Genomic DNA, 14,231 nt, shown 5'->3' on the forward strand with positions numbered 1-14,231 from the left:
CTTCGGGGGCGGGCGGGGGGGGTTCCGCCGGGGGGGGGCGGGGGGGGGGGCCCGGGGGGGGGCGGGCGGGGGGGGGGGGGGGGCCCCCCCGCCCGCCCCGCGGCGCCTGACGCCGGACTCCTAGATGACGAGGGACAACAGGAGCACCAGGGCCCCGGCGACCACCGAGATGATGGTCTCCATCACCGACCAGCTCTTCACGGTCTGCCCGACGCTCAGCCCGAAGTACTCCTTCACCAGCCAGAAACCGGCGTCGTTGACATGGCTGAAGAACAGCGAGCCGGCGCCGATGGCCAGGACCAGCAGGGCGGTGTGCGTGGTGGACATGTCGGCCGCCAGCGGGGCCACCAGTCCGGCCGCCGAGACCGTCGCCACGGTCGCCGAACCGGTCGCGAGCCGGATCGCCACCGCGATCAGCCAGGCCAGCAGCAGCGCGGGGATCGACCAGTCCTTGGAGATCTCCAGGATCATCTGCCCCACACCGCAGTCGATCAGCGTCTGCTTGAAGCCGCCGCCCGCGCCCACGATGAGCAGGATGCCGGCGATGGGCATGAGGCCCTTCTCGACGGTGGCGGAGATGCGCTCCTTGCTGAAGCCGGCGGGGCGGCCCAGCGTGAAGATGCCCACCAGCACGGCCGCGAGCAGCGCGATCAGCGGGGAGCCGATGACGTCGAAGACGCGCTGCGTCATGTTCGCGCTGTCGTCCACCACGATGTCGACCAGGGCCTTGGCCAGCATCAGCACCACCGGCAGCAGCACGGTGAACAGCGTGGCGCCGAAGCCGGGGCGCCGCCGCAGCTCCTCGGAGGGCCGCTGAGGCAGCATCCGCTCCGGGACGGGGACGTCCACCCAGCGGGCCGCCACCTTGGAGAACAGCGGACCGGCGATGATCACCGTGGGGATCGCGACGAGGATGCCGAGCGCCAGCGTGACGCCCAGGTTGGCCTTGACCGCGTCGATGGCGACGAGCGGACCGGGGTGCGGCGGGATCAGGCCGTGCATCACGGACAGCCCGGCCAGCGCCGGGATGCCGATGCGCATCAGGGAGTAGTTGCCGCGCCGGGCGACCATCAGCACGACCGGGATCAGCAGCACGATGCCGACCTCGAAGAACAGCGGCAGGCCGATCACGGAGGCGATCAGCACCATCGCCCACGGCATCGCCCGGCCCCCGGCCTTCGCCAGGATCGTGTCGACGATCTCGTCGGCGCCGCCCGAGTCGGCCAGCAGCTTGCCCAGGATCGCGCCGAGGGCGATCAGCACGCCCACGCCGGCGACCGTCGCGCCGAGTCCGGTGGTGAAGCTCGTGATCGCCTTGTCCAGCGGCGCCCCGGCGACCGCGCCGAGCACCAGCGAGCCGATGGTCAGCGACAGGAAGGCGTGCAGCTTGAACTTGGTGATGAGCAGGACGATGACGGCTATGCCCGCCAGGACGGCGATGCCCAGCTGAGCGTGTCCGGCCGAGGTGATCGGCGGGGGCGCGTCCGCTGCCAGCATCTCGACGCTGAGTCTGGTCACGGTTTTCCCTTGTCGATGAAGGAGGGATGGTGGGGAGGGGTGGTACGGCGGTCGGCGGCCGTGGGGGAGGGGCCTACCGCGGGGACGGACCGGCCCCGGTGGGGCCCGTGCCGCTGTCGAGGTCGTCCAGGGCGGCCACGGCGCGTGCGGTGATCTCCTCGGGGGAGCCCGAGACCTCCACCACGACACCCCGCTCGTCCGCCTGGAGCGGCTGAAGCGTGGCGAACTGGGAGTCCAGCAGCGCCGTGGGCATGAAGTGCCCCTGGCGGTGCGCCATCCGTTCGGCGATCAGCTCGCGGTCACCGCTCAGATGGACGAAGACGATGCCCGGAGCGGCGGCCCTGAGCCGGTCGCGGTACGACCGCTTCAGCGCCGAGCTGCTCACCACCCCGCCCAGTCCCGCCCGCCCGTGGGCCCAGGCGCCGATGGCGTCGAGCCACGGCCACCGGTCCTCGTCGTCGAGCGGGACGCCGGCCGTCATCTTGTCGATGTTGGCCTGCGGGTGGAAGTCGTCGCCCTCGGCGTACGGGACGCCGAGCCGGGCCGCGAGCAGGGGACCGATCGTGGTCTTGCCCGTGCCGGCGACGCCCATCACCACGACGACGTGGGGGGTGCGCATCACTGCCTCGCTGTCTTCCTCGACATGCGACGCCGACATCCGGCGTCCGGCATATGAAACCCATAAGGTCCGACGAATTCAAGAGTGTGTGACATATAAGTCTGACTTTTTAGGCGGGTGATCCACCCCGTACGCTGAGTGCATGAGCACACCGGGCCGGGGGCTGCACGGCCGCGTACTGGACACCCTCGGCCCCGCCATCACCGCGGGTGAGTACCCGCCGGGAAGTGTTCTGCGCACCGACGAACTCGCGCAGCGTTTCGACGTCTCACGCTCCGTCATGCGCGAGGCGGTGCGCGTCCTGGAGTCCATGCACCTGGTCGCCTCCCGCCGCCGCGTGGGCGTGACCGTGCTGCCGCAGTCGGAGTGGAACGTCTACGACCCGCAGGTCATCCGCTGGCGTCTGGCCGGCGCCGACCGTTCGCGCCAGCTGCGCTCGCTCACCGTGCTGCGCTCGGCGGTCGAGCCCGTCGCCGCCGGACTGGCCGCACAGCACGCCACGCCCGAGCAGTGCGCCCGGCTCACCGAGTGCGCGCTGGGCATGGTGGCCAACTCGCGCGGACACCGGCTCGAGCAGTACCTCGTCCACGACATCGCCTTCCACCGCGTGATCCTCAGCGCCTCCGGCAACGAGATGTTCGCCCGCCTCGGCGACGTGGTCGCCGAGGTCCTCGCCGGGCGCACCCACCACGAGGTCATGTTCGAGGACCCGGAGCCGGGCGCCGTCACCCTCCATGTGCGGGTCGCCGAAGCCGTGCGCGCGGGCGACGCGGAAAGCGCCGAGCGGCTCACCCGCGAGATCACCGTGGGCGCCCTGCAGGAGCTGGACATCCTCGCGCCCTAGGGTCTGTCGTCAAATGATCTTCGATCGGGGATCATGGTCGGGTGATACGTCGACATGAACTGTCCGATGCCGAGTGGGCCTTCGTGCAGCCGCTGCTGCCTCGGTCCGAGCGGGGCCGCAGGCGGCTGGACGACCGGGCGGTCCTCAACGGGATCGTGTGGAAGTTCCGGACCGGAACGGCCTGGCGGGACGTGCCCGAGCGGTACGGCTCCTGGGCCACGCTGCACACCCGCTTCCGCCGGTGGGCCAAGGACGGCACCTTCGAGCGCATGCTCCGGGCCGCCCAGGCCAGGGCCGACGCGGCCGGGGACATCGAATGGCTGGTGTCGGTCGACTCCACGATCGTCCGGGCCCACCAGCACGCGGCCGGAGCACGAAAAAGGGGCTCTACTCCCCGGGACTCGGCCGGTCCAGAGGCGGCCTGACCAGCAAGATCCACCTGGCCTGCGACGGCGCCGGCCGCCCGCTCGCCTTCACCGTCACCGGTGGGAACACCAACGACTGCACGCAGTTCACCGCCGTGATGGAGGCGATCCGGGTGCCCCGGCCTGGTCCGGGACGGCCCCGGGTCCGCCCCGACCACGTCATCGGCGACAAGGGCTACAGCTCCAAGGCCATACGCACCTGGCTGCGGCGACGGAACATCCGGCACACCATCCCGGAACGGTCCGACCAGGTTCGCAACCGGCTCCGGCGCGGCAGCCGTGGCGGACGTCCGCCGGCTTTCGACAAGCAGGTCTACAAGCGGCGCAACGTCGTAGAACGGTGCTTCAACCGCCTCAAGCAGTGGCGCGGCATCGCCACCCGCTATGACAAGACCGCGAGTCCTACCAGGCAGCCGTCACCCTCGCATCGCTGCTGATGTGGGCGTGACATTTGACGACAACTCCTAGCGCCCCTGCCCTGCCCGCGGCCGCGCGCTGCGGCAGATCCTGCGCCGGCACCGCAACGGGCGCCGCCCAGCCTGCCGCCGTTCACGCGCATTGGGGAGCAGGGGCCGCCCACCCGCCCGCAGGCGCAGCCATTGATCGAGGACTGCGAAGTCCTCGTTGGTGAGGCCGCGAGACGGCGCGATGCCGTGGAGGAGGGCCGGGGTGGGGTGGTGGGTGGACACCCAGTCCCGATCGGCGTCCGTAATCTCGTCGCCGACCCAGACGAACGGGCGTCCGTCCGCCCATGCCGTCGTGTTGGGGTCTACTCGTGGAGCCCGTACCAGTGGTCCTCGCGTTCATGAGCCTCGGAGGGGTCCGGCCAGTGCACGACCGGCAGGGGCGGCAGGCCGAGCCGCGGTGCTATGTCGGTGTTCGCCGCCGCCTCCCAGATGGTGGCCCAGACCAGCCGGCACGGCAGTGCTGCGAGGCGGGGCCCGGCGCGAGGGTCGAGCAGCGTCAGGTGCGAATCTGTCTCGGTGCCTGACGGCTCGCGTTGCGGGCCGTCGCCGAACGGCAGGAGAGGTCCGTCGACGTCCTCGGTCAGGACGCCGCGTTCGAAGCGGGCGCCGTTGCGGACAAGGGCGACGAGGTGGGGTGCGGTGATCGCGCGCCAGCGGGCCTGGGCGGACTCGGCGAGCTTGAACACCGTCGCCAGGGCCGCGGCCGGGCGGCTGGCGCCGCGGGTGACCTTGGTCCACAGCTTTACCGTGCTGAAGGTCGACCCGATCGGATTTGTCGTGCGCAGGTGGACCCAGGGCTCGGCCGGGAAGTCGCAGAACACCAGGAGTTCATCGACGTCGTCGGTGATCTCCTTGACGGCCTTGGGCCACTTCGCGCCATAGGCGCGCCCGAAGTCCTTCACCGTCTTCTCGGCGTGATCGCGGTCCTCGGCGTTGTAGATCTCCTGCAGCGCCTTCTTCGCGCCGGGCTGGGGCGATCCCGGCAGGGCGTTGACCACGTTCCGAGTTTTGTGAACCCAGCACCTTCGATGTCTGGCCTGCCTGCGGAAACACCTCGGTACGCCCTCCGCGTTCCGCGAGGCACCTCTCCCGACTCCGATTCACAGGTCTTGAGCATTGCTCGGGTGTCACTGCGAGCAGCTGCTCCCCGCGCTCGCGGGGATGGTGCCAGATGTCCGGCCTCGCGGGGTGACGGAAGGGACTGCTCCCCGCACCCGCGGGGATGGTCCCCTCCCGCTGATCCTGCAACAAGCCCAGAAGTGGTTCGATTTGCAGGCTCACTCGTTGAGAGCGGAGTTGTCTGCCGACGATCCGTGAACGCAAGAGCGAGGTTAGCGATGAGTAAGGTTTCACTATTCTTGTTCATGTTGAAACCATGACGCCGCAGTCGTGGGGCGGGCGCGGTGATTGCTGGCGCCCGTCTGGCGGGCCTGATTGCGAACCAGTTATGCAGGTTCCATGAACTTTCCGTGATGATGATCACGTTGTTTCGGGTCTGACGCCGTTTTAGGGTCGCGTTCGACCACTTATTTTTGTTTTACGTCTGTGTGCGCGGGGGGCTGCAGATGTTATTCCGTCATGCCGTCACCCGTGCCTGGAAAGGAATTCGGGTGACTCCTCGTTGGCGCAGGATGCTCCCCGTCGCGGGGGTCGCTGCCATTGCGGTCCTGGCGGGCACACCGATGCTCGCGTCCGCCGACCCTCAGCCGACCGGCGGTCCCACGGGGGACAGGCCGCCGTCGGCGGTGGAGGACTTCGCCTACCCGAACGCGGATCAGATCCACCACGACATGGGCATCAAACTGATCAGGGGCGACGGGCACATCACGCTCGCCGCGTGCGACGACTCCGCGCAGCAGATCAAGGTGCTCACCGTGCAGGGTCCCAGCGGCAATCCGCAGGGGGCGTACTGCTTCACGGCGACCGCCAAGAGCGGCTACCTCTCCCTTGAACTGCCGCGGGTGTTCGCTCTGGAGACCGCCGACCATCCCATCAGCGCCGAGCTGCGGCCGCAGGCCGATCCCTCGGCGCCGGTGAAGACGGTGACGGTGGCCAGGAACGGCTACCAGAGCGTGGGCGAGGGCGCGGCCGGCGGGGCACCGAGCGTGCTGCTGGAGCTGCGGGTCACCGGCTGACCGGCCCGCCCGCCACCGCCTCACCCTGTTCTTCTCGCATGACAAGCAAGGAATCTTCCATGTCTGGCTCTCGTCCGCGCATGGCGTGGACCGGCGGTCTGATCGCCGCATCTTCCCTGGCCGTCTCCCTGGCCGTCACCCCCGCCACCGCCGTGTCCGGCCCGCAGGCCCCCGACACGGTCTCGGCCGCCACCGCACGGCTCGACATCGGCGGACAGCGGGGCTGTTCGGCCACCCTGGTGGCCCCGCAGTGGCTGCTCACGGCGGCGAGCTGTTTCACCGACGCCCCCGGTGGCACGCTCACCGCCGGCGCGCCGAAGCTCAAGACCACGGCCACGGTGGGCGGCAGCGCCCAGCAGGTGGTGAACCTGGTGCCCCGCTCCGACCGTGACGTGGTGCTGGCCCAACTGACCAAGCCGGTCAACGGTGTTACCCCGTTGCCCGTGACCGGCAGTGCGCCCGCGGCCGGGGAGGAGGTGCAGGCGGCCGGGTTCGGGCGTACGCGCACCGAGTGGGTGCCCGGCGAGGTCCACGCTGCCGCTTTCACCGTCCAGAACACCGCCACCACCAGCCTCGACATCGCAGGCAAGTCCGACGGCGCGGCGGTCTGCAAGGGCGACACCGGCGGCCCGGTGCTGAACACCGCCGGAGCGGTGGTGGGGGTGAGCAGCCTGTCCTGGCAGGGCGGCTGCCTGGGCACGGATGCGTCCGAGACCCGCACCGGGGCCGTGGCCGCCCGGGTCGACGACCTGGCCGCCTGGATCGGGCAGGTCGTCTACGCCCCCGTCTTCGCGGCCGCGCCGTGGAAGCACGCGGTGCAGCTGACGGCCGGTCACTACACCGGGCCGGCCGGCGGCAGCCGCCGTATGGATGTGATCGTCGTCTGGGACGACGGCGAGGTCACCCTCTACCAGGGCGGCGACGGCGCCGATCCCGCGTGCCCGTTCTCCGCCGAGCACCGCCTGCAGCCGCCGAAGAGCGTGTGGACCCACGCGGTCAACGTGACGAGCGTCAACACCGGCGGCGCCACCGACGGGCTGGTGGTGCGGTGGGACGACGGCGAGATGACCCTCTACAACACCGTCGACGCCAAGGGATTCCACGGCGAGAAGCAGCTCGCCGCGCCGAAGAACGCGACCTGGCGGGACGAGGCCCGGCTGCTGACCGGCGGCCGTTTCACCACGGGCGCTCACCGGGACGACCTGCTGGTGGACTGGAAGGACGGGCACGTCTCTCTCTTCAGCGACCTGGCCGTCAATGGCCTGAAGAAGCAGACCCGGGTCCTGGCGAAGAACACCACCTGGACCTATGCCACCCAGCTGGCGACCGGCTCCTTCACCGGCAAGGACGCCGACGATCTGCTGGTGCGCTGGATCGACGGCGAGACCACGGTCTACCCGGGCATGACCGGCAGGCTGCCCGCCGAGATCAAGATCCGGCCGGCGAAGTCGTACTGGGCCAACGCCGGCGCCCTCACCGTCGGCGCCCTCACCGGCGACACCACCGCCGACGACATCCTCGTCCGCTGGAAGGACGGCCACGTCAGCTACTTCACCGGAGTCGACGCCAAGGGCCTGCACACCGAGATCCAGCTCGCGCCCGCCAACTGACAAGCGCAGACACGGCGTTCCGCGGGGGGCGGCACTCGAACGACCCGGCGAGCCCCCTGGAAGTCGTCTGCTCGGGCGTCTTCGGCGCGTTCCCAGCGGACCACGAACGATATGAGAGACAGTTGAAAACACTGAATCCCGCGAACGTCGCGGTGAGAACGCTCCGGTGTGCGGTACGCATGCTGTGCTTGCTCCTGCTACCCATGGCGCTTGCGGCCGGTCTTCTGGGGGGTGGTTCCCAGGCCTTGGCCGACGACTCGCCGGCAGGTGGTGACGGTTCCGGCACCAGTGAGGTTTCCGACCGTACTCGGACGCTTGAGCTGTGGTCGACCGGCGGACCGGAGGTGCGGGCCGCTGCGGAAGTCGCCCTGATGGGCAGTGACGATGACGTGCGGCACTTCCTCGACCAGACTGCGAGCGATGCCGCCTTCCAAGATGAGCGCGTGTCGGTGGCGCAGCTGGCCAGTGTGGGAGGGCTGAGTCTGCAGGAGGCGGCCCGCAAGGCGCTGGAAGGCACAGCCAGAGACCTCAAAATCTTCCTCGCCAAGGGCTGGCAGGATCCGTATTTCCAGGATCAGCGGGTGCGGGTCGCGCAGATCGTCGATGCGGGCGGCCCGGAGGTGAAGAAGGCCGGGCAGGCCGCGCTGGATGGGACGCCCGATGACATCAAGGCGTTCTTGTCCACCGGTCAGTACGACCGGCGGGCGCAGGACGAGCGGGTCGAGGTCGCGCAGATCATCAGCGCGGGCGGCTCGAATGTGGCGGCGGCCGGCCGGATCGCGTTGAACGGTACGGCCGACGACATCCACGAGTTCCTCGAGGTCGGCCAGTATGTGGCGCGTGCGCGTGATCAGGAGCACGCGACGGTGGCGCAGTTGGCGGCGCAGGCCAAGGCGGCCGGCAGCAAGGCGGCGGCGCAGACCAAGGCGGCCAAGGACGCCTCCGCGCGTGCGGTGACGGCGGCGAAGCTGGCCAAGGAGGCGGCGCAGAAGGCGGCGGCCGAGACGAAGGCCGCGAAGAACGACTCCCTGCATGCCGCGTCGGCGGCGGCCCGTGCGGCCTCGGCTGCCAAGCAGGCCGCGCAGGCGGCGCAGGCGGCGATCGACGCCGCGGCCGCCGCGAACCGTGCCGCCCGGCTGGCGGCCAGTGCCGCGCAGCAGGCCGCCTCGGCGGCGGTGGGTGCGGCGCAGGCCGCCTCCCGGGCGCAGAGCGCGGCCGCGGACGCGGCCACCGATGCGGGCAAGGCGTCCGCGGCGCGCAAGGCGGCCGAGGAGGCCCGCGGTGCGGCCAAGGGCGCCCGTCTGGCGGCGGATGCGGCCACGCAGGCCGGCAACGCCGCGGCCGAGGCGGGCAAGGCGGCCAAGGCCGCCGCCGATGCCGGGACCAACGCCGACGCCGCCGCGGACGCGGCCGACCAGGCGGGCGAGTACGCCACCCAGGCCGGTGTGCACTCCTCCACGGCCCGTGTCCAGGCGGCGGCCGCGCACCGTCACGCGCGGGAGGCCAACCGTGCCGCGAACGCTGCGGCAGCGCTGGCCGCGGAGTCGGCCGGCGCCGCCGCCGACGCCCGCAAGGCGGCCAGTGCGGCGGCCACCCACGCCGAGAACGCCGCCAAGGACGCCGACGAGGCGGCCAAGCACGCCGGCGAAGCAGCCACCGCCGCCAAACAGTCCGCCGCGCACGCCAAGGCCGCCCAGGACGCGGCCGACGCCGCGACCGCGGCCGTCACCCAGGCGAAGAAGACCCACGAGACCGCCGTCAAGGTCGAGGCGGAGGAACTGACCGAGCGGACCAACGCCGGCATCGCCCAGGCCAAGGACCTCAAGGCCCAGCAGGAGGAACAGGCGGCGGCGGATGCCGCTGCCGCGCAGCAGGTCAAGGACACCGACGACCAGGCCACGTCGCTGGCCGCGCAGGCCGCACAGCCCGGAGCCGATGCCAAGGCCCTGGCCCGGGCCGGCCGCAAGGTCGCGCTGGCGACCCTGCAGACCGGCGGCCCGTGGAGCAGGGGCGCCGCCGAGACGGCCCTGACCGGCACCGACAGCGACGTCGTCGACTACCTCACCACCCGCCGCGCCCAGGCCGCCCACCAGGACGACCGCTACCGCGTGCAGACCCTGGCCGAGGAGAGCTCCCTGGCCTCCGTGCGCGCCGCTGCCGCCGAAGCCCTCAAGGGCAGCGACGAGCAGGTCTCCGCGTTCTGGGCCACCGGCCAGTACGAGGCCGGGGCGCAGGACTTCCGCGTCGCCATCGCCCAGGTCATCGACGCCGGCGGACCGGCGGTGCGGCAGAATGGCCGGGCCGCGCTGGACTCCGACGACCCGCAGAAGTACCGGCAGTTCCTGACCACCGGCCAGTACCAGGCCCGCACCCAGGACGAACGCGTCCGCGCCGCCCAGCTGATCGACAGCGGCGGCCCGCAGGTGAAGGCCACCGCCCGGATCGCCCTGGAGGGCCCCGACGACCTGCTGGATGAGTTCATCCAGGTCGGCCAGTACAAGGCCCAGCGCCAGGACTACCTCGGCGCCACCCACACCGCGCAGATCGCGCAGCTGATCGCGGACGCCGCCGGCATCGCGGCGACCGCCCAGAAGAACGCCGCCGACGCCCACAAGGCCGCCGCCACCGCGGCCAAGGCCGCACAGGAAGCCGCCGGCTGGGCCAAGAAGGCCGACGCCTCCGCCAAACAGGCCAGGGGCTACGCCGAGCAGGCGGCTCAGTCCGCCAAGGACGCCCAGGCCTCAGCCGACCAGGCAGCCGGCTCCGCGCGCACCGCCGCCAAGGCAGCCGCCTCCGCCGACCAGTCCGCGAGCGACGCGGCCACCTCCGCGCTCGAGGCCGCCGGCTCCGCCCAGTGGGCCCATGCCTCCGCAGCCGCCGCCTACACCGCCGGCAACCAGGCCCGCGCTTTCGAACTCGCGGCCGGCAAGGACTACAAAGCCGCCGAACAGGCCTTCAAGGACGCCTTCCAAGCAGCCGTAGAGAAGAAGACAGCCGAACGCAAGGCCGCCGAGAACGACACCGGCGCCCAGGCCCGGGCACGCTACCGCTGCGGCATCCTCGGCTGCGACGCCGTCGAACGCCCCGCGCGCTGGTGCCAGCACAACGAGACCCTCTGCGAGATCATCGCCCAGGGCCCCGCCGTAGGAGCCGCGGCCGAACAGCTGTGGAACTTCGAAAAGGACCTCCTCGGCCTCGGACAACTCGAGGACTGCAAGGGCGGCGACGCCATCTCCTGCCTCGAACTCGCCGAGGACGTCACCCTCAAATCCAAGTTCAAATTCCTCGAACGCGGTATGGAGGCACTGCAGGACCTGCGCCGCACCCGCTACGCGAAGGGCTGCACCCAGTGCTTCCCGGCCGGCACCAAAGTCCTCACGGCCAACGGCGGTACCAAGAACATCGAAGCCGTCCGCCCCGGTGACACCGTCCTGGCCACCGACCCGCACACGGGACGCACCGCACCCCGCAAGGTCAGCCGCCTCATCATCACCGACGGCGACAAACACTTCGACGAACTCACCATCACCACCCCCGACGGCCCCCGCACACTCACCGCCACCTACGAACACCCCTTCTGGAGCCCCTCGGCCCACCACTGGGTCAAGGCCCGCGACCTCACCCCCGGCACCACCCTCCTCAGCACCCACGGCACCACCGTCCGCGTCCAGGCCAACCACCCCTTCGACCAGCACACCCGCACCTACAACCTCACCATCGACGACCTCCACACCTACTATGTGCTAGCCGGCAGGACCCCGGTCCTTGTGCACAACAGTGCATGCAAGCTTTTCGAAAACACCATGCCGCAAACCCTTGACCGAGAACTGGCTCTGGCAGACAGTCTGGGCGTCACACCGGCCGGACCTGGAACCGCCGGTTTTGATGCTGCAATCAGTTCGGGAACGGTAAAGTGGGTAGTGCGCGAAGACGGGAGTCTTGTGATCATGCCCAAGGTCGTCAACGGGCAGGAGATCTCGCATTCCGTCTTGACGCGAGGAGCCCCCGTCCGAGCTGCTGGCGAGGCTGATATTGCCGGAGATTCGAAAGTCGGGTATTTCGGATTGGAAATCAACAATCACAGCGGTCATTTCCTGCCGTCCAGTGAGAGCCTTGAAATCGGCAAGGCTGCGTTCGCCGCCGCCGGGATTGACTTCTGATGCACAGCCTCGAGCACCTGATTTCGCTCCCCCTGCGGCGCCTCGCCGAGGCTCTTGAATCCTGCGTCCCCGCGGAAGCTGACCTGGAGCCTGCTCAGTGGCTATCTGTGGTCGAGCTGCTCACTATGCGCCTTGATCAGGGCTTCGTCGATCTGCCGACGGAATATCAGCGCACGTGTTCAGCGGCTTTCACTCGTACCCTCAACAATGCGGTGGCTGTTGGCGCGATTGATCACCATGAAAGCGTGGTTCGTCGCCTCAACCTTTCGTTGATCTTGCTGAGGAGAGTTCCACCGAGTGACCAGTTGGAGATGCTTGATTCGGAGCGCCTGCTCAGTCTCCTCCTTCGTGAAGTTCCTCTATCGATCGAGGAGGCTCGCATCCTCTCGAGTGATTGGCGTACGCGCGATATTGCGGAAATCCGCACACTGCGACGCGCCAAAAACCTTCTCTCGCCCGGATTGGCTATTGCCAAGCTAGTGTCGGCAGAGAAAATGGAACCGGAGTTGAAAGCGTGGGAGCAAATATTCCCCATGCTTCCCTGATCGAGCGACACGATGTCTCAGCCGGAACAGATCCGGCTGAGACATCGTGTTCCGCCGGCGCGCGGCTACGAGGCGTCACCAACCGATCGCCTCGCGGGGCGGATGAGTTCCCAGCGAGCGTCGGACAGGTCGCTGGGGTAGGGCCGTCAGGGCTGCCTGAGACCTGGGTATGCGGTTGCGACCGGCCTGAGCAGGGTGTGTGCTGCCCGCATCGTGGATAGGACGCACTGGGACGGCCTTCCACCAGCGCCGGCCGCGGACCGCTGCCGGCTCTGCTGAACCGGGCCGCCACCGCGAACGTCGAGGTCGGCCGCCGTCCACTGCCGGTCTACGACGAACTGACCGGCACCCGCCCCTTCACTGCCAACTCCGCCAAGGAAGCCGGTTGAGCGAGCCGACCAGCACCCGCACCGCTGCCGCCTGCCGCACCCGGCCGCGGCACTGAACCAGTACTTCCAGTGGTCAGCGGAGATGCCCGTCACCGACCGCAGCCGCATGTCCCGGTGGGGCAGGCGACGGTTCAGGAGGTCGGCGAGGGCCGTAATCGTGGCCACCAAGACCCAGTCGCTCAGCGCTCCCCGATCAGTGAGCAGGCCGAAGTGCGCGAGCGATGCGAGGTCAGCGGCAATGCGGCCAGCCCGACCAGCACGGTCCCGTGCAGCGACAGCATCGGTGCGGCAACAACAGGGGCCGCCGAGAAGCAGGCCGCGGCACTGACGTCCCGAGGTGACGCAATTATGAGGCGGTGGGTCGGCTTGGGTGGCAGGCCAGCGGCTTTGGAGATCTCTTCCTTCTGCTTCTGGCTCAGCTCCTGCCCGCTCCAGGACTTCGTGGCAGCCGGCTTGCTGCTGTCCTTGCTGGTGCCGTCGTCACAGGCGGTGCGGGCGGCGGCCGCGGCGAGCGCGAGGACGGTGTACGTGGCGATTCGCGTCTTCAAGATTTCCCTGAGGCGTGGTGTGTGGCTTGCGGGTTCATGACTCGCGAAGAAGTCGTGCGGTTACGCAGGCGGGGGTGTCACTGGTACCAGACGGCGTTCGCCGTGGTGGTGCGAGCAGGTGCCCTGGTGGTGCCGGCTGAAGGAGAGGGTGCAGTCGTTGCAGCGGGCTGTGACGCCGCCGTAGTCGTCGACGGCTGGTGCAGGTGCGGCGTGCGTGGATGGCTTCGGTGTGGCGGGGCGGGTGGGCGTGCAGGTGGGCGCGGCCGTGTGGGGTGCTCGCTTCGCCTTCATGTGCTTGGCGACGGCAGGCAGTCGGGGCGCGCACTTCACCTTGCCGCTGCCCGGCGGGAGATCGAATACTAGCTGGGTGAGGACCGGGTAGATGTCCTGGTGCTTGTGGTCGGTGTCGACCAGGTCCAGGGCGGTGTTCGTGGCGGTGAACTCCACGCCGAGGGCGTGCGAGGTCGAGGAACTCGTTCGCGCCGAAGTCGAGCGCCGCCTGGCGGTCCGCCGCCCGCCCGCTACCGATGACGTAGGCCCCGAACTCCCGGGCGAGCCACCGCAGGGACGAAGCCCGAGGCATGGACTTCAACGACGACGTCGTTGATCGCCGGCGTCGGCTCAGGCCGCTCCGCGAGTGTGATCCCGGCTGCTTTCCGTGGTCGGATCCGTTGCGACGATTGCCTTCACCGGTACCTCCGTATATCTCGTGCTCGCCGGCTCTGTGCGCTGCTCAAGCCATGGAGCGGGCTGGTTGGCCACAGAGGAACGGCAACAAGATCCGTCACCACAGACGGATGGACCACTGAAACGCGTCGAGTCCAACCGGAGCTCGATGAACAGCACACACCCAGGACAGCAACACCCACCCCCGCACTAGTGTCCTGCGCCGGTAGTCCGTCGTTAGATCTCGTATGAGTTCTTCTGCCGGGGTGCCGGTGCCGCGTCGTGGTCCGAAGTTGGAACCGCTG

At 69.7% G+C, this 14,231-nt stretch carries 9 protein-coding genes and 3 pseudogenes; 6 read left to right on the forward strand and 6 right to left on the reverse strand.

The features are described from left to right. Positions 1–120: 120 nt before the first annotated feature. Both ACI2LW_RS23455 and ACI2LW_RS23460 read right to left on the reverse strand, forming a co-directional pair. Positions 121–1,518, reverse strand: coding sequence for a GntP family permease (locus ACI2LW_RS23455; protein WP_404733165.1), 1,398 nt, complete (start codon positions 1,516–1,518; stop codon positions 121–123). Between the two features lie 73 nt (positions 1,519–1,591). Continuing rightward, positions 1,592–2,137, reverse strand: coding sequence for a gluconokinase (locus ACI2LW_RS23460; RefSeq protein WP_404733187.1), 546 nt, complete (start codon positions 2,135–2,137; stop codon positions 1,592–1,594). Between the two features lie 142 nt (positions 2,138–2,279). On the opposite strand from ACI2LW_RS23460, the gene ACI2LW_RS23465 reads away from it, so the two are divergent. Next, positions 2,280–2,981 carry a FadR/GntR family transcriptional regulator gene (locus ACI2LW_RS23465; protein WP_404733166.1) on the forward strand — a complete coding sequence of 234 codons (702 nt, stop codon included), beginning with the start codon at positions 2,280–2,282 and terminating at the stop codon, positions 2,979–2,981. Positions 2,982–3,064: 83 nt separating this feature from the next. Beyond that, positions 3,065–3,843, forward strand: a pseudogene (locus ACI2LW_RS23470) (IS5 family transposase). 153 nt (positions 3,844–3,996) lie between these two features. Here ACI2LW_RS23470 and ACI2LW_RS23475 read toward each other — a convergent pair. Continuing rightward, positions 3,997–4,457, reverse strand: a pseudogene (locus ACI2LW_RS23475) (hypothetical protein); the annotation flags it as partial. Beyond that, positions 4,449–4,913: pseudogene (locus tag ACI2LW_RS23480) on the reverse strand (transposase); the annotation flags it as partial. The pseudogenes ACI2LW_RS23480 and ACI2LW_RS23475, both read right to left, overlap by 9 nt. Positions 4,914–5,483: 570 nt before the next feature. Here ACI2LW_RS23480 and ACI2LW_RS23485 point away from each other — a divergent pair. The 4 genes from ACI2LW_RS23485 (at position 5,484) to ACI2LW_RS23500 (ending at position 12,323) form a co-directional block, all read left to right on the forward strand. Then, positions 5,484–6,008 (forward strand): hypothetical protein, encoded by a 525-nt coding sequence (locus ACI2LW_RS23485; RefSeq protein ID WP_404733167.1) that lies wholly within the window; start codon positions 5,484–5,486, stop codon positions 6,006–6,008. A gap of 59 nt (positions 6,009–6,067) precedes the next feature. Beyond that, positions 6,068–7,618: a S1 family peptidase gene (locus ACI2LW_RS23490; protein ID WP_404733168.1), complete on the forward strand. Its 1,551-nt coding sequence runs from the start codon at positions 6,068–6,070 to the stop codon at positions 7,616–7,618. Between the two features lie 122 nt (positions 7,619–7,740). Next, positions 7,741–11,778 carry a polymorphic toxin-type HINT domain-containing protein gene (locus ACI2LW_RS23495; RefSeq protein WP_404733169.1) on the forward strand — a complete coding sequence of 1,346 codons (4,038 nt, stop codon included), beginning with the start codon at positions 7,741–7,743 and terminating at the stop codon, positions 11,776–11,778. Then, positions 11,778–12,323, forward strand: coding sequence for a hypothetical protein (locus tag ACI2LW_RS23500; protein WP_404733170.1), 546 nt, complete (start codon positions 11,778–11,780; stop codon positions 12,321–12,323). Before ACI2LW_RS23495 ends, ACI2LW_RS23500 begins: the two co-directional genes overlap by 1 nt. A gap of 568 nt (positions 12,324–12,891) precedes the next feature. Here the strand turns inward: ACI2LW_RS23500 and ACI2LW_RS23505 are convergent. Both ACI2LW_RS23505 and ACI2LW_RS23510 read right to left on the reverse strand, forming a co-directional pair. After that, positions 12,892–13,260, reverse strand: coding sequence for a hypothetical protein (locus ACI2LW_RS23505; protein ID WP_404733171.1), 369 nt, complete (start codon positions 13,258–13,260; stop codon positions 12,892–12,894). Positions 13,261–13,320: 60 nt separating this feature from the next. After that, positions 13,321–13,707, reverse strand: a complete 387-nt coding sequence (locus ACI2LW_RS23510; RefSeq protein ID WP_404733172.1) for a DUF3761 domain-containing protein — start codon at positions 13,705–13,707, stop codon at positions 13,321–13,323. Positions 13,708–14,231 lie beyond the last annotated feature (524 nt).

This window comes from Streptomyces sp. NPDC004065, assembly GCF_044903565.1.
Lineage (GTDB): Bacteria > Actinomycetota > Actinomycetes > Streptomycetales > Streptomycetaceae > Streptomyces.

Excerpts from the sequence above, each read along its gene's own strand:
- ACI2LW_RS23500 (WP_404733170.1), top strand. The coding sequence starts at position 11,778 with ATGCACAGCCTCGAGCACCTGATTTCGCTCCCCCTGCGGCGCCTCGCC.
- ACI2LW_RS23490 (WP_404733168.1), top strand. The coding sequence starts at position 6,068 with ATGTCTGGCTCTCGTCCGCGCATGGCGTGGACCGGCGGTCTGATCGCC.
- ACI2LW_RS23465 (WP_404733166.1), top strand. The coding sequence starts at position 2,280 with ATGAGCACACCGGGCCGGGGGCTGCACGGCCGCGTACTGGACACCCTC.
- ACI2LW_RS23460 (WP_404733187.1), bottom strand. The coding sequence starts at position 2,137 with ATGCGCACCCCCCACGTCGTCGTGGTGATGGGCGTCGCCGGCACGGGC.